The sequence below is a fragment of the Sphingomonas sp. Marseille-Q8236 genome (genome assembly GCF_965112005.1).
In genome coordinates, this window is sequence record NZ_CBCOPO010000001.1 from 1,732,856 (window position 1) to 1,757,148 (window position 24,293).

Annotated in this window: 19 protein-coding genes and 1 other RNA gene; 9 read left to right on the top strand and 11 right to left on the bottom strand. The window is 67.9% G+C overall.

Annotated features, from left to right (window positions below; translation table 11 throughout):
• Nucleotides 1-108 precede the first annotated feature (108 nt).
• The 3 genes from ACWPWT_RS08255 (at nt 109) to ACWPWT_RS08265 (ending at nt 4,176) form a co-directional block, all read left to right on the top strand.
• Nucleotides 109-1,119, top strand: a complete 1,011-nt coding sequence (locus ACWPWT_RS08255; protein ID WP_454279283.1) for a polyprenyl synthetase family protein — start codon at nt 109-111, stop codon at nt 1,117-1,119.
• 312 nt (nt 1,120-1,431) lie between these two features.
• Nucleotides 1,432-3,882 carry an ATP-dependent helicase HrpB gene (hrpB, locus tag ACWPWT_RS08260; protein WP_454279284.1) on the top strand — a complete coding sequence of 817 codons (2,451 nt, stop codon included), beginning with the start codon at nt 1,432-1,434 and terminating at the stop codon, nt 3,880-3,882.
• Nucleotides 3,883-3,894: 12 nt separating this feature from the next.
• Complete coding sequence (locus ACWPWT_RS08265; RefSeq protein WP_261269007.1) at nt 3,895-4,176, top strand: ETC complex I subunit; 282 nt, start codon at nt 3,895-3,897, stop codon at nt 4,174-4,176.
• Nucleotides 4,177-4,645: 469 nt separating this feature from the next.
• Here the strand turns inward: ACWPWT_RS08265 and ACWPWT_RS08270 are convergent, their stop codons facing one another.
• From ACWPWT_RS08270 to ACWPWT_RS08285, 4 genes are read right to left on the bottom strand one after another with little or no spacing between them, the layout of a single operon-like run.
• Nucleotides 4,646-5,179 carry an NUDIX hydrolase gene (locus ACWPWT_RS08270; protein ID WP_454279285.1) on the bottom strand — a complete coding sequence of 178 codons (534 nt, stop codon included), beginning with the start codon at nt 5,177-5,179 and terminating at the stop codon, nt 4,646-4,648.
• A complete protein-coding gene (locus tag ACWPWT_RS08275; RefSeq protein WP_454279286.1) occupies nt 5,176-5,841 on the bottom strand; it encodes a TPM domain-containing protein in 666 nt (221 codons plus the stop codon). Before ACWPWT_RS08275 ends, ACWPWT_RS08270 begins: the two co-directional genes overlap by 4 nt.
• A 1-nt stretch (nt 5,842) precedes the next feature.
• Nucleotides 5,843-6,742, bottom strand: coding sequence for a TPM domain-containing protein (locus tag ACWPWT_RS08280; protein ID WP_454279287.1), 900 nt, complete (start codon nt 6,740-6,742; stop codon nt 5,843-5,845).
• A 10-nt stretch (nt 6,743-6,752) separates the two neighbouring features.
• A complete protein-coding gene (locus tag ACWPWT_RS08285) occupies nt 6,753-7,346 on the bottom strand; it encodes a LemA family protein (protein ID WP_307100835.1) in 594 nt (197 codons plus the stop codon).
• A 107-nt stretch (nt 7,347-7,453) separates the two neighbouring features.
• On the opposite strand from ACWPWT_RS08285, the gene mscL reads away from it, so the two are divergent.
• Nucleotides 7,454-7,906 (top strand): large conductance mechanosensitive channel protein MscL, encoded by a 453-nt coding sequence (gene mscL / locus ACWPWT_RS08290; protein ID WP_454279288.1) that lies wholly within the window; start codon nt 7,454-7,456, stop codon nt 7,904-7,906.
• A gap of 152 nt (nt 7,907-8,058) precedes the next feature.
• Here mscL and ACWPWT_RS08295 read toward each other — a convergent pair whose 3' ends face one another.
• The gene (locus ACWPWT_RS08295) at nt 8,059-8,490 is read right to left on the bottom strand and encodes an RrF2 family transcriptional regulator (RefSeq protein WP_261269013.1); all 432 of its coding nucleotides are present in this window, start codon (nt 8,488-8,490) and stop codon (nt 8,059-8,061) included.
• Nucleotides 8,491-8,526: 36 nt separating this feature from the next.
• Here ACWPWT_RS08295 and ssrA point away from each other — a divergent pair.
• Nucleotides 8,527-8,875, top strand: a transfer-messenger RNA (tmRNA) gene (ssrA, locus tag ACWPWT_RS08300).
• A 331-nt stretch (nt 8,876-9,206) separates the two neighbouring features.
• On the opposite strand, the gene mutS is transcribed toward ssrA, so the two are convergent.
• The gene (gene mutS / locus ACWPWT_RS08305) at nt 9,207-11,777 is read right to left on the bottom strand and encodes a DNA mismatch repair protein MutS (protein WP_454279905.1); all 2,571 of its coding nucleotides are present in this window, start codon (nt 11,775-11,777) and stop codon (nt 9,207-9,209) included.
• A gap of 333 nt (nt 11,778-12,110) precedes the next feature.
• Between mutS and ACWPWT_RS08310 the strand changes: the two genes are divergently transcribed.
• Nucleotides 12,111-14,369 (top strand): NADP-dependent malic enzyme, encoded by a 2,259-nt coding sequence (locus ACWPWT_RS08310; RefSeq protein WP_261269014.1) that lies wholly within the window; start codon nt 12,111-12,113, stop codon nt 14,367-14,369.
• Nucleotides 14,370-14,690: 321 nt separating this feature from the next.
• Nucleotides 14,691-17,081, top strand: coding sequence for a TonB-dependent receptor (locus tag ACWPWT_RS08315; protein WP_454279289.1), 2,391 nt, complete (start codon nt 14,691-14,693; stop codon nt 17,079-17,081).
• A gap of 53 nt (nt 17,082-17,134) precedes the next feature.
• Here the strand turns inward: ACWPWT_RS08315 and ACWPWT_RS08320 are convergent, their stop codons facing one another.
• The 5 genes from ACWPWT_RS08320 to ACWPWT_RS08340 are packed head-to-tail and all read right to left on the bottom strand — an operon-like array spanning nt 17,135 to nt 22,106.
• Nucleotides 17,135-18,418 (bottom strand): Hsp70 family protein, encoded by a 1,284-nt coding sequence (locus tag ACWPWT_RS08320; RefSeq protein WP_454279290.1) that lies wholly within the window; start codon nt 18,416-18,418, stop codon nt 17,135-17,137.
• 40 nt (nt 18,419-18,458) lie between these two features.
• A complete protein-coding gene (gene treF / locus ACWPWT_RS08325; RefSeq protein ID WP_454279291.1) occupies nt 18,459-20,054 on the bottom strand; it encodes an alpha,alpha-trehalase TreF in 1,596 nt (531 codons plus the stop codon).
• Between the two features lie 11 nt (nt 20,055-20,065).
• A complete protein-coding gene (locus ACWPWT_RS08330; protein ID WP_454279292.1) occupies nt 20,066-20,962 on the bottom strand; it encodes an ATP-binding protein in 897 nt (298 codons plus the stop codon).
• A complete protein-coding gene (locus ACWPWT_RS08335; RefSeq protein ID WP_454279293.1) occupies nt 20,959-21,441 on the bottom strand; it encodes a hypothetical protein in 483 nt (160 codons plus the stop codon). The genes ACWPWT_RS08330 and ACWPWT_RS08335 overlap by 4 nt, the downstream gene beginning before the upstream one ends.
• Nucleotides 21,438-22,106, bottom strand: coding sequence for a response regulator transcription factor (locus ACWPWT_RS08340; protein WP_261269019.1), 669 nt, complete (start codon nt 22,104-22,106; stop codon nt 21,438-21,440). The genes ACWPWT_RS08335 and ACWPWT_RS08340 overlap by 4 nt, the downstream gene beginning before the upstream one ends.
• Nucleotides 22,107-22,239: 133 nt before the next feature.
• Between ACWPWT_RS08340 and ACWPWT_RS08345 the strand changes: the two genes are divergently transcribed.
• The gene (locus ACWPWT_RS08345; protein ID WP_454279294.1) at nt 22,240-22,908 is read left to right on the top strand and encodes a hypothetical protein; all 669 of its coding nucleotides are present in this window, start codon (nt 22,240-22,242) and stop codon (nt 22,906-22,908) included.
• Nucleotides 22,909-23,116: 208 nt separating this feature from the next.
• The gene (locus ACWPWT_RS08350; RefSeq protein ID WP_454279295.1) at nt 23,117-24,250 is read left to right on the top strand and encodes a mechanosensitive ion channel family protein; all 1,134 of its coding nucleotides are present in this window, start codon (nt 23,117-23,119) and stop codon (nt 24,248-24,250) included.
• The last annotated feature ends 43 nt before the right edge of the window (nt 24,251-24,293 follow it).

Consider the following 24,293-nt stretch of genomic DNA (forward strand, 5'->3'; position numbering starts at 1 on the left):
GTTGGCATATCTCCCTCTGGCATGCGCGCGGCACATGAATTCGCGCTGGCCCTTTCGCGCTTAGGCTTGCGTTCGGCAAGCGTTGTCGCCAGAGGCTCTTACCTGCCCATGACCGTAACCGCCACCCGCCTCGCCAAGCCCGCGCCCTCGCTGGACACGATGATCCGGCTGGTGGCGGACGACATGAACGCCGTGAACCAGGTCATCATCGACCGGATGCGGTCGGAGATCCCGCTGATCCCGCAACTGGCCGGGCATCTGATCTCGGGCGGGGGCAAGCGGATGCGCCCAATGCTGACGCTCGCGAGCGCGCAGCTGCTCGGCTATCAGGGGACCAGCCACCATGTGCTGGCCGCGGCGGTGGAGTTCATCCACACCGCGACATTGCTGCACGACGACGTGGTCGACGGCTCCGACCTGCGGCGCGGGCGGCGGACCGCCAACATCATCTGGGGCAATCCGGCGAGCGTGCTGGTCGGCGACTTCCTGTTCAGCCGCTCCTTCCAGTTGATGGTCGATGCGGGCAGCCTGAAGGTGCTGAACATCCTATCGGGCGCCTCGGCGGTGATCGCCGAAGGCGAGGTGAACCAGCTGACCGCGGTGCGGCAGGTGGGCCTGCCCGAAGAGCGTTACCTCTCGATCATCGACGCCAAGACCGCCGCGCTGTTCGCCGCCGCCTGCCGCATCGCGGCGGTCGTCGCCGAGCGGCCCGAGGCGGAGGAGCTGGCACTGGAGGCCTATGGCCGCAACCTGGGCATCGCGTTCCAGCTGATCGACGATGCGATCGACTATGTCTCCGATGCGGGAACCATGGGCAAGGATGCGGGCGACGATTTCCGCGAGGGCAAGATGACCCTGCCGGTGATCCTGGCCTATGCGCGCGCCAATGACGAGGAGCGCCAGTTCTGGAAGGACGCGGTCGAGGGGCGGCGCACTTCCGATGAGGACTTCGCCCACGCCATCGCGCTGGTCCGCAAGAGCCGTGCGGTCGACGACACGATGGCGCGCGCGCGCCATTATGGCGGGCTGGCGATCGAGGCGATCAAGGGCTTTGCCGATAGCCCCGCCAAGGCGGCGATGATCGAAGCGGTCGAGTTCGCGGTCGCGCGGGCATATTGAGGCCGTTCCCCGGCGGAGGCCGGGGCCCAGTTGCGGTGGATTCCTAAGGGCGCGGGGCGGTTTGCCTCCCCCGCGTTGCGTGGCGCGCCTCCGGCTTGGTGGAGCCTGGGCCCCGGCCTTCGCCGGGGAACGGCTTTGCGGATAAGGCACCCCACCTCCGTTCAGCCTGAGCGTAGTCGAAGGCCAAGGGAAAGCCTGTCCGCTGGGCAAATGCCCAGGCATGGGCTTCGACTTCGCTCAGCCTGAACGGGGGGAAGGGGAATTGGGGCGAGGTCCTTCACCCCGCCCGGCAAACCCCGTATCGCGAGCGGCATGACCTTACCCGTCACCGCCGTCCTGCCCGACCTGCTGACCGCGCTTGCGGCCGCTCCCAACGCCGTCCTTGTCGCGCCGCCGGGCGCGGGCAAGACCACCGCCGTCGCGCCCGCTCTCCTCGACCAGCCCTGGTGCACCGGAGAGGTCCTGCTCCTCTCCCCCCGCCGCCTTGCCGCCCGTGCCGCCGCCGAACGCATGGCCGCGCTGGCCGAGGAGCCGGTCGGCCGCACCTTCGGCTATGCCACCCGCATGGATACGAGGGTCAGCGCCGCGACCCGCGTGACCGTGGTGACCGAGGGCATCTTCGTCGCGCGCATCCAGGCCGATCCCGAGCTGGCGGGCGTCTCGGCGGTGCTGTTCGACGAGGTCCACGAACGCAGCCTCGACGGCGATTTCGGCCTCGCGCTGGCGCTGGACGCACAAGCGGGCCTGCGTCCCGACCTGCGGCTGGTCGCGATGTCGGCGACGCTTGATGGCCGCCGCTTTTCCAGCCTGATGGGCGACGCGCCCGTCATCGAGAGTGAAGGACGAAGCCATCCGCTGACGCTTCGCCATCTCGGCCGTGCGGCAGAGGCGCGAATCGAGGATTCGGTCGCCGCCGCCATCCGCCGTGCGCTTCAGGACGAGGCGGAGGGCGACATCCTGGCCTTCCTGCCCGGCACCGCCGAGATCGCTCGCACCGCCGAGCGGCTGGCGAGCCTGCCCGCCGGAATCGCGGTCCATGAACTCCACGGCTCGCTCGACCCGGCGGCGCAGCGCGCGGCGATCCGGCGCGATCCGGAGGGGCGGCGGCGCATCGTCCTCGCCACGTCGATTGCCGAGACCAGCCTGACGCTGGACGGGGTGCGCATCGTGGTCGATTCGGGGCTGGCCCGCCGCCCGCGCTACGATCGCGCGGCGGGGATGACCCGGCTGGTCACCGAGCGCGCCAGCCAGGCCGCCGTCACCCAGCGCGCAGGCCGCGCCGCGCGCCAGTCGCCCGGCGTCGCCTATCGCCTGTGGGAAGAGGCGGCCACGGCGGGGCTGCCGCGCTTCGATCCGCCCGAAATCCTGGAGGCGGACCTGTCGGCGCTGCTGCTCGGCACCGCGTTATGGGGGGTGGGCGACCCGCGCGCGCTCCCCTGGCTCGACCCGCCGCCCGAGGCCGCGGTTGCCGAGGCGCGCGCGCGACTGACCGTGCTGGAGGCGCTGGACGACACCGGCCGTCCGACCGCGCATGGCAAGGCGATCGCCGCGCTGCCGATGCCGCCGCGCCTGGCGCATATGCTGATCCGCAGCGGCGAGCGCGGGCTGGCCGCCACCGCCGCCGAGGTCGCGGTGCTGCTGGGCGAACGGGGCATTGGCGGGCAGGATGTCGATGTCGAACAACGCCTGCGTCGCTGGCGGACCGAGCGTGGTCCCAAGGCGGAGGCGGCGCGCCAGATGGCGAAACGCTGGACCAGCCTGGCCCCCAAGCCGGTCGAGCGCGAGGCGTGGGACCATCCGGCGGGCGTCTGCCTGGCGCTGGCCTATCCCGACCGGGTCGCGCGTCGCCGCGATTCGACCGGCGAGAATTGGGCGAGCGTCGGCGGGCGGGGCTTCCGGCTCGATCCGGCATCGGCGCTGGCCGGTGCGCAATGGCTGGCGGTGGGCGAGACGCAGGGCGCGGCGTCGGGCGCGCGCATCCTGTCCGCCGCGCCGCTCGACCTCGCCACCGTCGAGGCACTGTTCGCCGATCGGATCGAGACCAGGCGCACCGTCACCTTCAACCCCGCGACCGGCGGCGTCGAGGCGTTGCGCGAACGGCGGCTGGGCGGGCTGCGCCTGTCGAGCGGACCCGATTCGGGTGCTTCCCCCGAGGCGATCGCCGAGGCGCTGGTCGAGGGGGTGCAGACGCATGGCCTGTCGCTGTTGCCGTGGAGCGACGGGGCGGGGGCCTATCGCGCGCGGGCGGCCTATGCCGGGGTGGCGCTGGACGATGCGACCCTGATCGCGCGGCTGGACGACTGGCTGCCCGCGCTGGTGGCGGGCAAGAGGCGGCTGGATGCGATCGCCCCCGGCGCGCTGACCGAGGCGATCCGCAACCTGATCGACTGGAACGACCAGCGGCGAATCGATTCGATGGCGCCCGCCCAGTTCACCAGCCCGGCGGGCAGTAGCCATGCAATTGATTATGCGGCGGAAGGTGGGCCCAGGGTGGAGCTGCGCGTCCAGGCGCTGTTCGGCCTGGCCGAGCACCCGGTGATCGGCACCGAGCGGGTGCCTCTGGTCCTCAGCCTGACCTCGCCCGCCGGTCGCCCGATCCAGACGACGCGCGACCTGCCCGGTTTCTGGGCGGGAAGCTGGAGCGCGGTGGCTAAGGAAATGCGCGGCCGCTACCCCCGCCATCCCTGGCCCGACGACCCGGCGGCGGCCTCTGCGACGCTGCGGACGAAAAAGGCGGATGCAAGAGCCGCCGGTTCGCGATAAGGGACGTGGATTATGGCCACTGCTCGCATCTTCCAGCGCCCCAAGAACGCGATGCAATCCGGCAAGTACCGGACCGATCGCTGGCAACTCGAATTCGAATCCACCGAGGCGAAAAAGCCCGATCCCCTGACCGGCTGGGCCGGCAGCGGCGATACGCGGGAGCAGGTTCGCCTGACCTTCGCGACGCTGGAAGAGGCGATCGCCTATTGCCAGCGCGAGGGGCTCGACCATCATGTCGTGCCGACGCCGCAAAAGACGCTCAAGCTGCAAAGCTACGCCGACAATTTCCGTTAAGGTTCGAGCGCTCCGGTCAAGGCCGGGGCGCTTTTTGATTCGCGCGACGGCGCTTGAGAAGGTTGCTTCGCGCGGAGACGCGAAGACGCGGAGATGTCGCGCCCGGCGGCATCGGGATCGCATCACAACCGATCTGTTGGAGCGGCGTGTCGCTTCCGCGAGCAATCCCTCTCTGCGACCTCCGCGCCTCTGCGCGAAAAAAGTTTCTTGGCGCCTTCCCGTCCGTTGCCGCGTGTCGCGAAGCCGCGAAGCCGCGAAGCCGCGATGACGCGAAGATTGTCAGAATGGGTTCGCGCAGAGGCGCAGAGGCGCAGAGAGCGCGGAGGTGACGTGTCCGGTGGCATCGGATGCGCACCACAAACAGCGGGTTGAAGAAATATTCGCTGCCGCGAATACGACATCCCCGCGTCTCGGCGTCTCCGCGCGAACCAATCTTCTTCTCTTCGCGCCTTCGCGGCTTCGCGTGAAATCAAAAGCCCAGGACGCCGCCCCCCAGCAGCAGGAGCAGCTTGGCATCCATCACCACGCCCGCCGCACGTCGTTCGGTCATGAAGGCCTGAACCTCCGACAGCTTCACCCGGTGCACGCTAATCTGCTCGTCCGAATCGCCGCCGCCCTCGCCGACCCTCACCAAGCCGGTCGCGCGGACCAAGGTGAAGCGTTCCGACGTCATGCCGGGCGAGGAGCAGAATTCGCCCAGCGGCTCGATCCGCGAAGGGCGATAGCCGGTTTCCTCTTCCAGCTCGCGCGCCGCACCGTCCAGCACGGCTTCGCCCGCAGTCTCGTCGCCGATCAGCCCGGCGGGCATTTCCAGGCAGGGGGCGCCCAGGGGGACGCGGAACTGTTCGACCAGCAGGATATGGTCGCCGTCGATCGCAAGGATGACGGCGGCGCGAATGTCACGCGGGCGGTCGGCATATTCCCATGTGCCGCGCTTGCGCAGGGCCAGGAACCGTCCCTCGGCCATGGTTTCGAGGGGGGCGTCCATACGGGGATCGGTCATAGCGAAATCGGTCTGTCCGGCAGTTCGTTAGTATCGGCCGCCGTCTTGGGGAAATGCTCGGCGAGCACAAGCCCGATCCGCTCGACCGCCGCACCCAGCCCCTCACCGACATGGCCCTTCGCGACATGGGGCAGCATCACCGCCATGGCGCGGCCCCAGGTTTCCGGTCCCACTTTGCCGGTTAGGCCGGAGTCGGCGACGATCTCCGCCATATGCTCGTTCTCGGAAAGGTAGAGAAGCACGCCGTAGCGGCTGTCGGTCCGCCGCTCGGCCGAGACGCGGAAGAGCAGGACGGCGCGCGCGCGGACGCGGGCATGGCGGACGCTTTTGGGGACCAGCGCGATCCGGCGCTTCACCGGCCCCAGCGCCGCGACGACGACCGCGAAGACCAGGATCTGCGCGATCATCAGCACGCCCAGGACCAGATCCTCGCCCGCTTCGCTCCATCCGTCATGCACCAGCGCGAGCAGTTTCAGGCCCAGGCCCGGAAACAGCGCGGCGAACAGCGGCACCAGCAGCATCGCGGCGGCGGCGAACCACAGCGCCACGTCGCGATAGTCGTCCGATCGGGGGGCGACGATGGTCACGATCTCGGCGTCGGTCGCAGCCTCGGCGCGCGCCACGGCGGCGGTGACCAGATCGCTATCGGCTTCGCTCAACATCTCACCAATCCCCCGAAGCGCCGCCGCCGCCGAAATCCCCGCCGCCGCCGCCGGTAAAGCCGCCGCCGAACCACGATCCGTCGCTGCCGCCGCCCGACGATCCGCCCGAACTCCAACCGCCGCCTGATCGGCCGCCGCTGCCCCAGCCGGGACCCCAGAGAATGATCGGCCAGCCGCCCCCGCGGCGTCGCCCCCCGCCGCCGCCGCGATCGTCGTCATCGTCATCGTGGAAACGCTGGCCCTGCTTGCGGCGCAGGATGGACAGCAGGACGAAGCCGCCGATGAAGATGACCAGGACGATCAGGATCGGAAAGCCGTTGGAATCGCCGCCGCCGCGCCGGTGTTGCCGGTCGAATTGCTTCGCCGCCTCGGCCACCTTGGCCTGGGCTTCCTCGGGCGAGGCGCGGAGCTGCGCGATCACCGCGTCCGCGCCGGCATTCAGCGCGCCCGATATATCGCTCGACTCACGCAGGCGCGGGATCATCAGGGTGCGGATCATCTGGGACGACCAGGCGTCGGTCAGGATCGGCTCCAGCCCGCGTCCGACCTCCAGCCGGGGGCCGCGCTGGCCCTTGCCCTCATTGGGCGCGACGAACAGGATCGCGCCGTTATCCGCATCCTTCAGGCCCACCCCCCAAGCCCGACCCAGCCGATAGCCATAATCCTCGATCGGATAACCCTGAAGATCGGGGATGGTCGCGACCACCAGCTGGCGGCCGGTATCCTTTTGCAGCGCTTCCAGCTTCTGTTCGAGCTGCGCCTTGGTGGCGGGGTCGATCTTGTTCGCCGCATCGACGACCAGGCCGTCGAATTTGGGAAAGCTCTGCGCCATCACGGGGACGGCGCAGAGGATCAGCCAGAGCCCGAGGACCGAGCGAAGCAACCGGGTGAACCGGGTCATGAGTGCTCAATCAGCTGCCGAAATTCACCTTGGGCGCATTCTCGGCCCCCGGCGTCGTCGCCTGATAGGGGGTGATCGGCTTGGCGCCGTAGAAGACCTTCGCGCCGATCGCGTCGGGGAAGGTGCGGATGCGGGTGTTATATTCCTGCACCGCGCCGTTATAGTCGCGGATCGCGATGTTGATGCGGTTCTCGGTACCCTCGAGCTGGCTCATGAAGGTCTGGAAATTGTCCTGGCTCTTCAGGTTCGGATAGGCCTCGACATTCGCGAGCAGCCGGCCGAGCGAACCGCTGAGCTGGCCCTGGGCCTGTGCGAATTGCTGCATCTTGGCGGGGTCGGACAGGTCGTCGGCGCTGACCTGGACCGAGGTCGCCTTGGCGCGGGCGTTGACCACATCGGTCAGGATCGCCTTTTCCGACGCGGCGGCGCCCTTCACCGTCGCTTCGAGGTTGGGGATCAGGTTGGCGCGGCGCTGATAGGCAGCCTGGACATCCGCCCATTTCGCCTTCGCATTTTCCTCTGCCGTGGGCACGCTGTTCATGCCGCAGCCGGACAGGGCGACGGCCATCACGACCGGGGTCAGGGCAAGAACGGGACGACGCATTCGAATATTCCTCCGTCAACTGTCTCGGTCATATAAGACGCGCGTGTCTCTTGGCGAAGGGCAAAAGCGACGATAGCGTAAAGTTCATCGAACAGAGGGAGTTGGCGATGCTCAAGGAATTTCGTGCCTTCATCGCACGAGGCAATGTGCTGGACCTGGCCGTGGCCGTCATCATCGGCGCGGCATTCAGCAAGATCGTGACCTCGCTGACCGATGACGTGCTGATGCCGATCATCGGCAAGGTCTTTGGCGGGCTGGATTTCTCCAGCTATTTCCTGCGCATGGGCCCGATTCCGGCCAGTTATACCGGCTCGCTGAGCGACTATGCCGCGCTGAAGAAGGCGGGGGTGCCGCTGCTGGGTTACGGCGCGTTCGTGACTCAGGCGGTCAATTTCGTCATCGTCGCCTTCATCATCTTCCTGCTGGTCCGCACGGTGAATCGCGCGACGGCGCTCTTCGAGAAGGAAAAGGCACAGGCCGCCGCAGAGCCCAAGGCGGAGCCGACCGACATCGCGCTGCTTCGTGAAATTCGCGACGAACTGCGCGCACGGCGTTCCTGAGTCGACCTGCCGCCCCGGCGGAGGCCGGGGCCCAGGTGCCACCACGTTCGTGGTGCGCTTTGCGGTGCGTGGGAGGCAAAGGCTTCCCGCCTTCGCGAATTCCACCTTAACTGGACCCCGGCCTTCGCCGGGGTGGCGCGGTTAGGGGGGGCTTATGCCGCCGCCAGCTTCTTGGCGGTCGCATCCGCGAGGCTGGTGCCGTCGAGAATCCGCGCCGTCTCGTCCCGCACCCGCATCATCGCGTGGCGAATGGCGCAGTCCGCCTCGCTCTTGCAGTCGTTGCAAGGACGATATGCGGTGCGGCTGACACAGGGGACCAGCGCGAGCGGTCCCTCGATCGTGCGGATGATGTCGCCCAGCGAGATCAAGTGGGCGGGCCGTGCCAGACGGTATCCGCCCATCTTGCCCCGCTGGCTGTCGAGCAACTGCGCGCCCTTCAGATCGGCGAGGATCAGTTCCAGGAATTTGCGCGGCACATTCGCCTCGGTCGCGATGCGCGTCATCGAGGTCGGCGGACCGGCGGGCGGCATTTCCGCCAGGAACAGCATCGCGCGGAGCGCATAACGGGACCGCTGGGTCAACATGGGTCCCCCATGGACCTAAAATGCGGCGAGCGAAAGGCGTTTGCGTAATCTTGTTCGGCTTCCTATATCGCTCCTTGCCGGGTTTCACCCGGCTATGACGATAAACTGCGGCGAGTAATAGACGCAGCGGACCCGGGGGCAGTACCCGGCGGCTCCACCATAAAAGGTGGTGTATCTGGACACCGTTTCTGACGGGGCCGAACCAGGATCGACGTGTGTTGAAAAGCGCTGTTTTCGTTCGGAATGGGACCACCGCAACGGCCCATACACACAAGTGCCAACGATAACGAAGCACTCGCGATTGCGGCGTAACTGAGGGCCTCACGGCCTGAAGTTACTCCAAAATAGCGCGGTTGAACCGAACCGGGCAACAGAATCGGATTCCAGCGGTACGGGGAGCACCGGGCAACAGAAGCTCCCCACTTTCCTGAGATTTGTTCATGTTTGGGGTGCCTTGACGGCCGTTCGTACGGAGCGAAGTCGAAGGGCACGGGCGACGCTCGCGGCGAGGCGATGGGGCGTGGCCTTCGACTTCGCTCAGGCTGAACGGCGGTGAGTGAGTGTGCTCCTCAATCTTCTTCGACCCCGGCGAAGGCCGGGGCCCAGGCTTCACCAGGCCGGTGGCGCACTATTCGGTGCGGGGGAGGCAAGCTTCGACCCCGATTGTCCATCGCAACTGGACCCCGGCCTCCGCCGGGGTGGAAGACGGGAGCGGGTTACCCCTCCCGCGCCAAGGCCTTCAGTCTGTATAGCGCATCCAGCGCCTCGCGCGGCGACAGACTGTCGACGTCCAGCTTCTCCACCTCGGCCCGGATCGCGTCGCACTGTTCCTCCTCCGCCTGAGCGGCGGCGGCGAAGAGGGGGAGGTCATCCAGCCCCGCCGCCAGCCCGCCGGTCTTGGCCCGGCCCGCCTCCAGCTTGGCGAGCACCGCCTTCGCCCGCGCGACCGTCGTCGGCGGCATGCCTGCCAGTCGTGCCACGGCTAGGCCATAGGAACGATCAGCCGGGCCCTCCGACACCTCGTGCAGCAGGACCAGCTCGCCCTTCCACTCGCGCGCGCGGACATGGTGGAGCGACAGCGCCTCGCAGCGTTCCGCCAGCCGGGTCAGTTCGTGATAATGGGTCGCGAACAGGCAGCGGCAGCGATTATCCTCATGGATCGCCTCGACTACCGCCCAGGCGATGGCGAGGCCGTCATAGGTGGAGGTGCCGCGCCCCACTTCGTCCAGGATGACAAAGCTGCGCGGCGTCGCCTGCGCCAGGATCGCGGCGGTCTCGACCATCTCGACCATGAAGGTGGAGCGCCCGCGCGCGAGATTGTCCGACGCGCCGACCCGGCTGAACAGCCGGTCGACCAGCCCGATCTTCGCCTGGGTGGCCGGGACATAGGAGCCGGCCTGTGCCAAGACGGCGATCAGCGCGTTCTGGCGGAGGAAGGTCGACTTGCCGCCCATGTTCGGACCGGTGACCAGCCAGAGCCGCGAAGCCTCCGACAGCGAGCAGTCATTGGCGACGAACCGCTCGCCCGAGCGCGCCACCGCCGCCTCGACCACCGGATGGCGGCCACCCGCCACCTCGAAACAGCTATGGTCGACCAGCTCGGGCCGCACCCAGCCGCCCTCGACCGCGCGCTCGGCCAGGCCACTTGCCACGTCGAGCCGCGCGAGCGCGTCCGCCGTCGCCGCGATGCTTTCGCGCGAGGTCAACGCGGCGGCGGTCAGCTCCTCCAGATGCGCGGCCTCGGCGGCGAGCGCATGGGCACCGGCCTGCGCGACCTTGCTGGCGACCTCGTGCAACTCGGGCGTGTTGAAGCGGACGACGCCCGCCAGCGTCTGGCGATGGGTAAAGCCCGAATCCGGCTTCATCAGCGCATCCGCCGACCGTGCGGGCACCTCGACATGATAGCCGAGCACGCCGTTGTGGCGGATCTTGAGCGCGGTGATGCTCGTCTTCTGGCGGAATTCGGCCTCCAGCGCGGCGATGGCGCGGCGGCCGCCTGCACCCGCATCGCGCAGATCGTCGAGCGCGACGTCATAGCCCGCCGCGATATAGCCGCCCTCGCTTGCCTCGATCGGCGGGGAGGGGACCAGCGCGCGGCGGAGCAGGTCGATCAGTTCGCCATGCCCGCGCAGGCGCGGTGTCGTCTCGCGGAGCAGAGGCGGGCCGTCGATCAGCTGCTCGGACAATGCCCAGGCCCCGTCGAGCCCGTCGCGCAACTGCCCCAGATCGCGGGGAGAGCCGCGCCCCGCTGCGATGCGCCCGATCGCCCGGCCGATATCGGGCAGCGCCCGCAGCGCCGCGCGAAGCCGCTCGCGAAGCGCGGTATCGTCATGGAAATGCTGCACGAGGTCGAGCCGGGCCTCGATCGCGTCGCGGTCCATCAACGGCGCGCCGATATCACCGGCCAGCGCGCGCGCGCCTGCGCCCGTCACCGTCCGGTCCACCGCGTCGAGCAACGAGCCCTTGCGCTGGCCGTTCGCGGTCTGGGTCAGCTCCAGGCTCTCGCGCGTCGCCGCATCGATCGCCATGGCTCCTGCCGCCTGCATCAATACCGGCGGGCGCAGGAAGGGCAGGGCGCCCTTGGCCGTATGGTCGAGATAGGCGACCAGCCCGCCCGCTGCCGCCAGTCCGGCTCGGCTGAACTGCCCGAACCCGTCCAGTGTCGCGACGCCGTAGAGCCGCTTGAGCCGATCCTCGCCTTGACCGCTGTCGAAGGTCGAGGACGGGCGAAGGCTCGTCGCGGCATCAGCGTGTGCGGCATTTTCGGCTGCGACGACTTCGGCGGCGGACAGGCGCGCGAGTTCGGCCCCCAGCGCATCCGCCTTCACGTCGATCACCACGAACCGCCCGGTCGAGATGTCGGCGGCGGCCAGCGCCACCGCGCCGCCCGCCTCGCCGATCGCGACGCACCAATTGTCGCACTTGGCGTCGAGCAGCGCTTCCTCGGTCAGCGTGCCTGCGGTCACAACGCGCACGATGCCGCGCGCGACCAGCGCCTTGGACCCGCCGCGCGCCTTGGCCTCGGCGGGCGTCTCGGTCTGCTCGGCGATGGCGACGCGGTGACCCGCCTTGATCAGCCGTTGCAGATAGGCGGTCGCGGCATGGACCGGCACGCCGCACATCGGGATCTTCTCACCCCCATGCTCCCCGCGCGAGGTCAGCGCGATGTCGAGCACGCCCGAGGCGATCCGCGCATCGTCGAAGAACAGCTCGAAAAAATCGCCCATGCGATAGAAGAGCAGGCAATCCTCGGCCTCGGCCTTCAGCGTCAGATATTGCGCCATCATCGGGGTCGGGGTGGTCATCGAGGCGTCTGTTCCAGAATCAAAACGGCAGGATCGAGAGGGCCAGGCCGATCGCGGCGACCCGAACTGGTGGAATGGATGTCGGGCTATAGCGGGGCGGCCAAGGGCTGGCGAGGGGCCCCCGGGCCTGGCCGGTATTTCCTGTCGTCGATGGTGCAGTGCGGCATTGCAAGCACCTGCAACAGCTTAACTTCTAGCTTCGGCAAACCCGATGGCTTCGGCTGCAAAAGTGGCACGTGACAGGGTTGTCAGCCGTGTCCGAAAGCTTCAAGAGCCGTAACGTCATCACTATTCACAGCATCGAAGGCCGCGCGCATGACCGACGAACCCACCGATCAGTTCTCCGAGCGCGAGGCCCTGCTGTTCCATTCCGAGGGACGGCCCGGCAAGATCGAGATCATCGCGTCCAAGCCGATGGCGACGCAGCGCGACCTGGCGCTGGCCTATTCGCCTGGCGTCGCGGTTCCGGTTCAGGCGATCGCCGACGATCCCGCCACCGCCTATGACTATACGGCCAAGGGCAATCTGGTCGCCGTCATCTCGAACGGCACCGCGATCCTGGGGCTGGGCAATCTGGGCGCGCTCGCTTCCAAGCCGGTGATGGAGGGCAAGGCGGTGCTCTTCAAGCGCTTCGCCGATGTCGACTCGATCGATATCGAGCTGAAGACCGAGGATGTCGACCGGATCATCGACGCGATCGAGCTGATGGAGCCGAGCTTCGGCGGCATCAACCTGGAAGACATCAAGGCCCCCGAATGCTTCATCATCGAGCAGACGCTGCGCGAGCGGATGAACATCCCGGTCTTCCATGACGACCAGCACGGCACCGCGATCATCTGCGCGGCGGGTCTCATCAACGCCTGTCTGCTGACCAAGCGGCGGCTGGACGAGATCAAGGTCGTCGTCAACGGCGCGGGCGCAGCGGCGATCGCCTGTACCGAGCTGATGAAGGCGATGGGCGTGCGCCACGACAATGTCATCATGTGCGACCGCACCGGCGTCATCTATCAGGGCCGCGACGACATCAACCAATGGCAGTCGGCGCACGCCGCCGTCACCGACCGCCGCACCCTGACCGAAGCGCTGCACGGCGCCGACGTGTTCCTGGGGCTGTCGGCGGCGGGCGCGCTCAAGCCCGAAATGGTCAAGGACATGGCGCCCTCGCCGATCATCTTCGCGATGGCGAACCCGGAACCGGAAATCCGCCCCGAACTCGCCAAGGCGGCGCGCCCCGACGCGATCGTCGCGACCGGGCGGTCGGACTATCCGAACCAGGTCAACAACGTCATCGGCTTCCCCTTCATCTTCCGCGGTGCGCTCGACGTGCGCGCGACCGGCATCAATGACGAGATGAAGATCGCCGCCGCCAACGCCATCGCCGAACTGGCGCGCCAGCGCGTGCCCGAAGAGGTCGCGCTGGCTTACGGCACGCAGCACAGCTTCGGCCCCGAATATATCATCCCCGCGCCGTTCGACCCCCGCCTGATGGAGCTGGTCCCCTCGGCAGTGGCCAAGGCGGCGATGGATTCGGGCGTGGCGACCCGGCCGATCCTGGACATGGACGCCTATCGCCAGAAGCTGCGCGCGCGTCTGAACCCGACCACCTCGGTGCTGACGCTGGCCTATGAGGGCGCCAAGGCGCACCCGAAGCGTGTGCTGTTCGCCGAGGGTGAGGAAGAGGTGGTGCTGCGCGCCGCCATCGCCTTCAAGGAGGGTGGCTATGGCATTCCGGTGCTGGTCGGGCGCGACGACGTTTATGACCGTCTGGCCGCGCTGGGCGTCACCAACCCCAAGGAATATGAAGTCCATAACAGCCGCACCTCGGAGATGGTGCCGCAGATGGTCGACTTCCTCTATGAGCGGCTCCAGCGGCGCGGTTACCTGAAGCGCGATGCCGAGCGGCTGATCAACCAGGACCGCAACATCTTCGGTTCGGTCATGCTGCAACTGGGCATGGCGGATGCGATGATCACCGGCATCACCCGCACCTATGCGCAGAGCTTCCGCGAGATTCGCCGGGTCATCGATCCGGTCGACGGCAAGGTGCCGTTCGGCATCCACCTGCTCGTCGGGCAGAGCCACACCGTCTTCATCGCCGACACCACGGTCAACGAACGCCCCTCCGCCGAGGAACTGGCCGACATCGCCGAGCGCACCGCGGCGGTGGCGCGCCGCATGGGGCATGAGCCGCGCGTGGCCTTCCTGTCCTATTCGACCTTCGGCAATCCCGAGGGCCAGTGGATCGACAATATCCGCGACGGCGTGGCGGTGCTCGACAAGCGGCAGGTCGGTTTCGAATATGAAGGCGACATGGCCCCCGACGTCGCGCTGAACCCCAAGCAGATGGCGAACTTCCCCTTCTCGCGCCTGTCGGGTCCGGCGAACGTCCTCATCATGCCGGGTCTCCAGTCGGCCAATATCTCGGCCAAGCTGCTGCGCGAACTCGGCGGCGACAGCATGATCGGCCCGATGCTGATCGGTATGGAAAAGCCGGTGCAGATCGCGCCGATGACTTCGACCGCCGGTGACCTGGTCACGCTGGCGGTGCTGGCGGCGGGCGGCATCGCGCGCTGATCTTCGGAGATCGGTAGGAAAGGGGGCCGGGCAACGCGGGTTGTCCGGCCCTTTTTTCCTCCCCTGCAAGGGGAGGTGGCAGGGCGAAGCCCTGACGGAGGGGTGTCCCGCTGTGCGAGGTTCCACCGCCCTCGCGAGTGGTGACACCCCTCCACCAGCTTCGCTGCTCCCCCTCCCCTTGCAGGGGAGGAAAAGTACGTGACCGCGAAGCCACAACGGTAGGCCGTCACAAACCGGTCATTACGCTGTCGCCATGATGTCACGCACCGGCCCCATGCGCCCGCCTCATTGGGTTAACGAGCCATTTGGGGGCGAAACATCATGGTGAAGTATCTGGTCGGTGTCGCGACGGTCGCGCTGATCGCACCCGGCGTCGCGGCGCAGGGGTTGCCCGCGCAGGCCGCTGTTACCGGCACGGCGAGCGACCCGGTGGTCGCCGACCCCATCACGACCGACGCCGATCAAGCGGGCGCGTCGGGTGACGTCGTCGTGCTCGGCTTCGGCCAGAGTCGTCAGGTGCAGACGATCACCGCCGCCGATCTCGACCGGCTGACGCCGGGCACCTCGCCGCTCAAGGCGATTTCGAAGCTGCCGGGCGTCAATTTCCAATCCGCCGATCCGTTCGGCGCCTATGAATGGTCGACCCGCATCAGCTTGCGCGGGTTCAACCAGAATCAACTCGGCTTCACCCTCGATGGCGTGCCGCTGGGCGATATGAGCTATGGCCCAACCAACGGCCTGCACATCAGCCGCGCGATCATCTCCGAAAACATCGCCTCGACCAGCGTGGCGCAGGGCGCGGGCGCGCTGGGTACCGCCTCGACCAGCAATCTGGGGGGCACGATCCAGTTCACCAGCCGCGCGCCGTCGGACTCCGCCGGGATTGCCGCATCGGGCACCTATGGCAGCAATGACACCGTCCGCGCCTTTGTCCGTGCGGACAGCGGCGATCTGGGCGGCGGGCTCAAGGGCTATCTGAGCTACGCCTATCTGACCACCGACAAGTGGAAGGGCTATGGCAGCCAGCGTCAGCATCAGGCCAATGCCAAGATCGTCAAGGATTTCGACACGCGCGGCTCGATCACCGGCTTCTTCAACTTCTCGGATCGGCGTGAGAGCGACTATCAGGACCTGAGCCTCGATATCATCAAGCGTCGCGGCTATTATAACGACAACATCTCCAACAATTATCCGCTCGCCATCCTCTATGCCAAGCAGGCGACCAACGGCGCGGCGGCGGCAAGCTATGCGGCGGCCAATAACGGTTCGCTGACCGGATTCACGGCACCTTATGCGGGCGTTGCCATCGGCCTGCCGAGCGGGATCGGGCTGGACGACGGCTATTACGACGCGGCGGGCCTGCGGCGCGACTATCTGGGCGGCGTGACCTTCGATGCCAAGCTGACCGAGGCGCTGTCGCTCACCTCGACTAGCTATTATCATCACAACAAGGGCCAGGGATCGTGGATCACGCCCTATAGCCCGACCCAGCTGGGTGCGCCCAATGCCGACGGCACGCCGATCACCAACCCCGCGCCGCTGTCCTTCCGCACGACCGAGTACAGCCTCGACCGTGCCGGCACGATCGCCAAGCTGGCGCTGACCACCGGTGCCAACACGCTGGAGCTGACCGGCTGGTATGAGAGCAACACGCTGCATCAGGCGCGTCGCCTCTATGGCATGACCGACACCGCGACGCCGAACCGCAATGCGCTGGATTACCAGCGTAACCCGATGTCGACCACGTGGAACGGCAAATACGATACCGAGACGCTGCAATATTCGGTCGGCGACACGCTCGACATCGGCCAGTTGACCATCAATGGCGGCTGGAAGGGGATGCGCGTGCGCAACCAGGCCAATGTGCTGGCGGGGACGCTGGCGCGCGGCCGGATCAAGAGCCAGGACTGGTTCCTGCCGCAGATCGGCGCGGTGCTGCACCTGGGCAACCAGGCGGAGGTCTTCGCCAGCTATACCGAGAATATGCGCGCCTTCATCGCCGCCGCGACCGCGCCGCCCTTCTCGATCAGCCAGGCGGCGTTCAACGCGGTCGCCAACACCGTGCGCCCCGAAAAGTCCAAGACCGCCGAGGGCGGCGTCCGCTATCGCACCGGCGGGCTGCAACTGTCGGCGGTCGGCTATTATATCGACTTCTCCGACCGGCTGCTGACCTATTCGGTCGGTACCGCGATCCAGGGCATTCCGCCGACGCTGAACAATGTCGGCGGCGTCGAAAGCTATGGCGCGGAGGTCTCGGCCTTCTACCGCCTGACATCGGCCTTCTCGGCGCTGGCCAGCTATTCATACAACCATGCGACCTATCGGCAGACGGTGCGCGACGGTTCGGGCAATCTGTTGGCCGAAAAGGGCCGCTATGTCGTCGACACGCCGCAGAACATGGTCAAGGGCGAGCTGGTCTATGACGACAGCCGCTTCTTCGGCCGGGTCGGCGCGGATTACATGTCGAAGCGCTACTTCACCTATCTGAACGACCAGTCGGTCGACGGGCGCGTGCTGGTCGATGCCAGCATCGGCTATCGTTTCCCGGCGGAATGGGGCGGCCTCTCGATCGAGGGCAGCGTGACCAATCTGACCGACAAGCGGTACATCGCAACCGTCGGTAGCGGTGGCTACACCGCCAGCGGCGACAACCAGACGCTGCTCACGGGCGCGCCGCGCCAGTGGTTCGTGACGCTGAAGAAGGGGTTCTGAACCCAGCCGTCAGGCAGGCCCCTCCCACCGAGCGGAGGGGCCTGTTGAGGCTTTTACACCGCCCAGGCCGCAATGTCCGGCTGCTCGCCGATCAGCGCGAGGCCATGGGCGATCGAGGTCAGTTCGCCGCCGGTCGCGATCTTTTCGCCCCCAAAGCGCGCCTCGAACATCCGCCGGATCGCGGGCATCAACGAGGTGCCGCCGGTCAGGAACACCTGATCGATCTGCTCCGGCCCGGTCGCCGCTGCCGTCAGCGCCCGGTCGACCGCCTGTTCGATCCGCGCGAGATCGGGGGCGATCCAGCTTTCGAAATCCTTCCGGCTCACACCCGCCTCGATCGACAGGCCGCCGCCTTCGAACCGGAACCGCGCTTCCCCCGCCGCCGACAGGTCGCGCTTCACTCGGCCGACAGCATCGTAGAGCCGGTATCCCTGTTCCTCCTCGATGATCGCGATCATCCGTCCAATCGCCTCCGGGTCGAGCGCGGAACGGCGCAATTTCTCCAGTTCGGCGAGCGTCTTGCGGTTGCGCATCAGCGCGAGGCGCGACCAATCGCCGAAATCGGCGAAGTAACCGCGCGGAATCTCCAGCACCTTGTCGAACGAGCGATAGCGTCCGCCCGCACCTAGGAGCGGCAGGACGAGGTGATCGATCAGCCTCTGGTCGAACCGGTCGCCCGCAATGCCGACACCGGCATGGCCCAGCGGCTCGCAACGCCGCGCCGCGCCGGGGGCGGCGATGCGGACAACGGAGAAGTCGCTGGTACCGCCGCCGAAATCGGCGACCAGCACGGTCGCGGGCTCGGTGATCCGCGAGGCATAGCTGAACGCCGCGCCCAGCGGTTCGTAGACATAATGGATCTCCGCCCCCAGCCGCGCGAACATCGAATCGTAACGCTGGCGGGCGAGCGCTCCGTCGGGGCGGTGCCCGGCATATTCGACCGGCCGCCCGACGACGATCCGCGCCGCCTTCCCATCGAGTGTCCCGCCGCTGCGCACCGCCATACGGTCGAGAAAGACGCGGCCCAGCTCCTCGAACCGATAGCGTTTGTCGAAGACGGTGGCATGCTCGAACACGGGTGAGGCGGCGACCGACTTGAACGACTGGATGAAGCGGCTGCCGCCCGGAAAGTCGAGATATTCGGCGATCGCCCAAGGGCCCGCCTCGACCTCGATGCCGTCATCCTCCCAGAAGCACAGCGCCGAGCGGAAGACGGGGTCGGTGGCTTGGGGGCCTTTCAGCGGCACCAGATGCGACTCGCCTCCATCGGCTCGTGCGACGACCGAGTTGGTGGTGCCGAAGTCGATACCGAGGACGGGGCGCGAAGTGTCGGTCATGCCGCGTCCGCTACACGATGTGGGGACGGAGGCGAGATTTTTATGGCTTAACCGATGGGTCTTTTTGCGCCCCTGCCTCCACCGGTTTCAAATCCGGCCAGCGGTCGAGCATCGCCGCGGTCACGCCGTTGGTCCAGCCGAACCCGTCCTGCGTCGGATATTCCCCACCGCCGCCGGGCCGCCGCTCCTCGACGTCGTATTTCTCCAGCAGCTTGCCCGTTTCGGCATAGGTGCGCGCGACCGTGGCAATCCAGCGGCGGGCGATGTCCCTGGCCAGTCCCTGTTCGCCGTAGCGACCGAGCCCCTCGACCGCGACCCATTGCAGCGGGGCCCAGCCATTGGGCGAATCCCATTGCTGGCCGGTGCGAATGCCGGTGGTGCGCAGGCCGCCCTCGCCGAGCAAGGTCGCGCGGGTCGTGGCGGCGACCGCCTTGGCCTGGTCTGGGCTGGCATGGCCGACGAAAAGCGGAAAGAGCGATACCGCCGTCCGTGCCGGGGTGGGCCGCCGGGCGATCCGGTCCCAGTCGGCGAAGCGCCGCTCGGCCGCCACCCAGAGATAGCGGTCGATCGCCGCCTTGCGCGCCGCCGCCAGTCGCCCGAAGCGCTGCGCGATCTCGCCGCGCCCCGCCGCCTGGGCGCGCTCGGCGATCCGGGTTTCGCTGAGCCATAACAGGCTGTTGAGATCGACCGGTACGATGTCGGTCGTATGGATCGTCTCCAGCCGCATTGGATCGGCCAGCCAGCGCGAGCTGAAGTCCCAGCCCGACTCGGCCGCGGCGCGCAGATCGCGTTGCACCACGCTGGCGGGGCGCGGTTTTGCCTTGAGCGCGGTTTCGCGGTCTTCGCGCCAGCTTTCGTCGCGCGGGGTGTCGCGCGCATCCCAATAGCGGTTGAGCAGGCTGCCGTCGGGCATCCTCACCACATGTTCGCACGCCCCGCTGCCATCCAGACAGCGGCTGCCCGCCATCCAATAGTCATGCTCGCGGATCAGCGCGTTCAGCCGCCGCCCGGCCAATATGGGGTCGCGATCGTCCGACAGGTCCAGCATCATCGCAAGGAAGGGCGGTTGCGACCGGCTGAGATAATAGCTGCGCGTGCCGTTCGGGATATGGCCGTAGCGCTCGACCAGATCGACGAAGTCGGCAAGCATGGCCTCGATCAGCGGGGTCTGGCCATCGGCCTTCAACCCCAGCATGGTGAAGTAGCTGTCCCAGTAGTAAATCTCCTGGAACCGGTCGCCCGGCACGACATAGCCATGATCCAGCCCCAGCGCGGACGATCCCGGTACCGGTACGAAGGGCGCCCGACCGAGAATGGGCCAGAGCTCGCGGATGCGGTCGCGCAGCGGTGGCCGGGCCTGATCGTCGCCGCGCACCGAGAAATGACGGCGGACGAATGCGGTCAGCGCCGCCTTGCCCTGCGGCTTTTCGCGGGCATAGGCGGCGAGAATCGCCTCCGGCCTTTCGCGCGGAACCGCGTCGGCAAAGGTCTTGCCGTCGGGGAACACCTGCGCCTCCTGCACCGCACCGAAGAGCGGGCCGTAAATATCGGCGGGCGAGGGGGGCATGGCCTGCCCCTGAAGCAGCAGGGCGAGGGTGGGCAGCAGGACCAGCGGGCGGAAGCGGGTGGCGATCATATCTTTCCTGTTTATTCTTTCGCGACGGCGCGGGGGAGCAGCACGCAGGCGACCAGCCCCCCGCCTGGCGCTTCGTCCAGAATCAGTTCGCCGCCGTGCAGTTCGGCCAGTTCGCGCGCGATCGCCAGGCCGAAGCCGTGCCCGTCGCCGCGCTCGTCCAGCCGTGCGCCCGCCTGGGTCGCGCGAATACGGTCGGCCTCCGGAATGCCGGGGCCGTCATCGGTGATGCAGAGGCGGACCTGTCGCCCATCGGCGATTGCCGCGATCGATACCTTCGACCGGGCGTGGCGCGCGGCATTGTCGACCAGATTGCCCGCCACCTCGTCCAGATCATGCGCGTCCATCGCGACGCTCACATCCTCGGTAGTCTCGGCAGAGATCGTGATTCCCCGGTCGGCATGGATGCGCGCGATTGCATGAGCCAGGTCGTCCATCGCGGGACGGAGCGCGGTGGACGACCTGCTCGCGCCAAGCTGCACCCGTGCGCGGGCGAGGTGGTGACGGATGGTGGCGTCGATCCGCGCCACCTGCTCGGCGCGGGGCGGATCGCCCGCCAGATCGAGCGCCAGCGTCGCCACCGGGGTCTTGAGCGCATGGGCCAGGTTGGCCGCCGAGGCGCGCGCCGCCGCCAGTGCGCGTTCGCTGTCGGCGGTCAGTGCGTTCAATTCGGTGGCGAGCGGGCGGAGTTCGGCGGGCTGATCTTCATCGACGCGGGTGCGTTCGCCGGTGCGGATCGCGGCAACCTCCTCGCGCAAACGGCGCAGCGGGCGCAGGCCCAGGCGAAGCTGGATCAGGCTCGCCGCCGCAAGCAGCACGCCCAGCCCCGCCAGCATCGCGAGCAGCGGCACCAGCGCCGCCCGGATCGGTCGCGCGACGACGGCGCGGGGGGCTGCTGTGGTGATCGTCACCGGTCCACGCAACGAGGGAATCGTAATCTGACGGGCATGAACGCGCACGCCCTGTTCGGTGCGCCCATCGGCGGGATGGGGTTGATCGACGGGGGAGGGAACCGGGGCGGGGCCCGGTGGCAGGGCGGGGGTGGTCCGCCATCCGGCCCCGGTGGATGCGGTGGGAGGAGCGGGGGAAAGTCGCCCGATCCGATCATGCCGTCTGGCCCCGCGATCCGCCAGCGCCAGCCGGGTTCGGGCTCCAGCAGCCCGCGTCGCTCGGCAATACGGCCCCGGTCGACGGCCCCCCTGCCATCGACCGCCGAGGCGAGAACCGCGATTTCCGAATCGAGCCGCTGATCGAGCCCGCGCGTGACGATCCCTTCCAGCGCGCTCGCCAGTCCCCATCCGGCGATCAGGAGCGCGACGAGGATCGCGGCTCCGGAAATCAGGATCATCCGGGCATGGATCGATTTGGGGATCAACCGGGCGACGCTCACACCGCATCCCCGGCGGTCAGGCGATAGCCCATGCCCCGCACCGTTTCGATCAGGTCCGCGCCGATCTTCTTGCGCAGCCGACCGACGATCACTTCCAGGCTGTTGGAATCGACATCGGCGTCGCCTTCATAGACGCGTTCCAGCAGTTCCAGCCGGGGAATCACCGCCTCCTTGCGCAGCATCAGCGCCGACAGCACCCGCCATTCGAAGGCGGTGAGTTTCAGCGGCAGGCCGTCCAGCTCGAATTGCCCGGTCTGACTGTCGAAGGAGAGGGGGCCGCAGGTCAGACGCGGCTGGGCATGGCCCGCCGCGCGGCGGACCAGCGCACGCAGGCGCATGACCAGTTCCTCGACGCGGAAGGGCTTGGTCAGATAATCGTCGGCGCCCGCCTTGAACCCCGCCACCTTGTCCGACCAGCCGTCGCGCGCGGTCAGGATCAGCACCGGCAGTGCCCGCCCCGCCTCGCGCCAAGCCTTGAGCACGCTCATGCCATCGCCATCGGGAAGGCCGAGGTCGAGCACGGCGGCGTCATAGAGTTCGGTATCGCCCGCATGGCCCGCATCGACGCCGCTGGTGAACAGATCGACCGCGCATTGTTCGGCGCGCAGCGCCCGCGCGATGGCGGGCCCCAGTGCGGGATCATCTTCGACCAGCAGAATTCGCATGACGTGTTCGTCTTCCCCTCATGGCCCCGCGTGCCGCTATCCTCGCACAGCTTAAACCCAATCTGAACCGCGTGGTTCAGCGGGCATCGGGCCGAATCACCTAGAAGGGGGCATCAACCAAGGAGATCGAACAATGTCTCGTTTCCATATCCCGACCCCCCGTTTGCAGGGCAAGGCGCCGCTGGCCGCGGCCGCCGCCGTGCTGATCGCACTGGGCGCGGGCGGTGGCGCCGCCGCCGTCTCGATGACCCGGCCGACCGTCACCATGGCGCCGTCCAACCCGACGCCGATCGCCAAGCTGGCCTCGACCAGCGGCGTTGTCACCGCCAAGGGGCGGGTGGCCGAAGTCTTTGGCGACCGCTTCGTGGTGCAGGACGCCACCGGCCGCGCGATGGTCGCCAGCAACCGTGACGCGATGCCCGCCGTCGGCAGCAACGTGATGGTGCAGGGCCGCTATGACGACGGGCTGATGCACGCCCAGTATCTGGTCACCCCGCAAGGGACGGTGACCCCGGTTGGCCCCCCGCCGCCCCCGCCGGGTGGTCCGCGCGGTCCCGGCGGCCCCGGTGGCCCGCGTGGTGACGGCCCGCCGCCGCCGCCCCCCGGTGGTCCGGGTGGTCCGGGCGCACCGGGTGGCCCCGGCGCTCCTCCGCCCCCGCCGCCGGGTGGTTGCGCACCGGGTGCGGTGCCCCCGCCGCCTCCCCCGGTGAACGGTCAGGCCCCGCAGGGCGCCCCCGTACCGCCGCCTCCGCCGCCCGCCGGGGCTCCTGCTCCCACAGGCGCGGTCCGCCCGGCGCGGTGATCGGGGTTTGACGATGACGCCCTCCGGCCTTGGTCGGGGGGCGTTTTCGTTTGGGGCGAGGGTGGGGCGTGGCCTTCGACTTCGCTCAGGCAGAACGGAGGTTGGGAGTCGGACTCCGCACTCAATCCGTTCAGCCTGAGCGAAGCCGAAGGCCACGGGAATCCGGGGGCCAAAAGGAACCTTCGCCCCCTTGACCCTTTAGCACCCCATGCGCTGGCTTCGATCGCTCGACATTCCGGCCGAATGGCTGTGGCTTCAACATGTGACGATCATTGCGATCGCGATCCTGATCGCGGTGCTGGTCCACAGCGTCGCGATGCGGATCGCGGGACACGCCGCGCGGCGGACCGCCAGCCAGAGCGACGATCTCGTCCTCGCCCATATCCGCCAGCCCTTGCGCTGGGTGGCGATCGCCATAGCGGTCAGTTTCGCGATGCGCCTCGTCCCCATGTCCAGCGACGGGCGGGAGATATGGCGGCAGGTGCTGGGCTTCTCTGTGCCCGCCCTGCTCGGCTGGCTGGCGGTGGCGGGGCTGCGCGCGCTTCAGGGTGTCGTCTACCTACGCGCCGACATCAGCGTCGAGGACAATCTGCGCGCCCGGCGCAAGCGGACGCGGGCGCAGATATTGGGGCGGATCGGCATCTTCCTGATCGTGTTCCTGACCGTCTGCCTGATGCTGCTCAGCGTGCCCGGCATCCGCACCATTGGCGTCACGCTGATGGCCTCGGCGGGTATTGCGGGCCTGGTCGTCGGTGCCGCGGCACAGCCGGCGCTCAAAAACCTGATCGCGGGCGTGCAGATGGCCTTTACCGAGCCGATCCGCCTCGATGACGTGGTCATCATCGATAACGAATGGGGACGGATCGAACAGATTCACCTGACCTTCGTCGTGGTGCGCATCTGGGACGAGCGACGGCTGGTCGTGCCGGTCGCCAAGTTCCTGGAGAACAGCTTCCAGAACTGGACGCGCGAGACCAGCCAGTTGCTGGGATCGGTCTTCTGGTATCTCGACCCGGCGGCGGATATCCCCCGGCTGCGCGAGAAGATGGGCGAACTGGTCGAGGCGAGTACCCGCTGGGATCGCCGCTTCTTCAACATGCAGGTGACCGACGTGAAGCCCGATTCGATCGAGGTGCGCGGGCTGATGACCGCGCGAGATGCGGCGATCGCGTTCGATCTGCGCTGCGAGATTCGCGAGGGGCTGCTGGAATATATTCGGCGCGAAATGCCGGAGGCACTGCCCCGGCGGCGGTTGGAGCATCAATCCAATATTCCTCCCCGGCACGGGGAGGGGGACCAGCCGCAGGCTGGTGGAGGGGGCGTGCCTCTAGGTACGTCTTAAACGGCCATCCCCCTCCACCACCGCTTCGCGGCGGTCCCCCTCC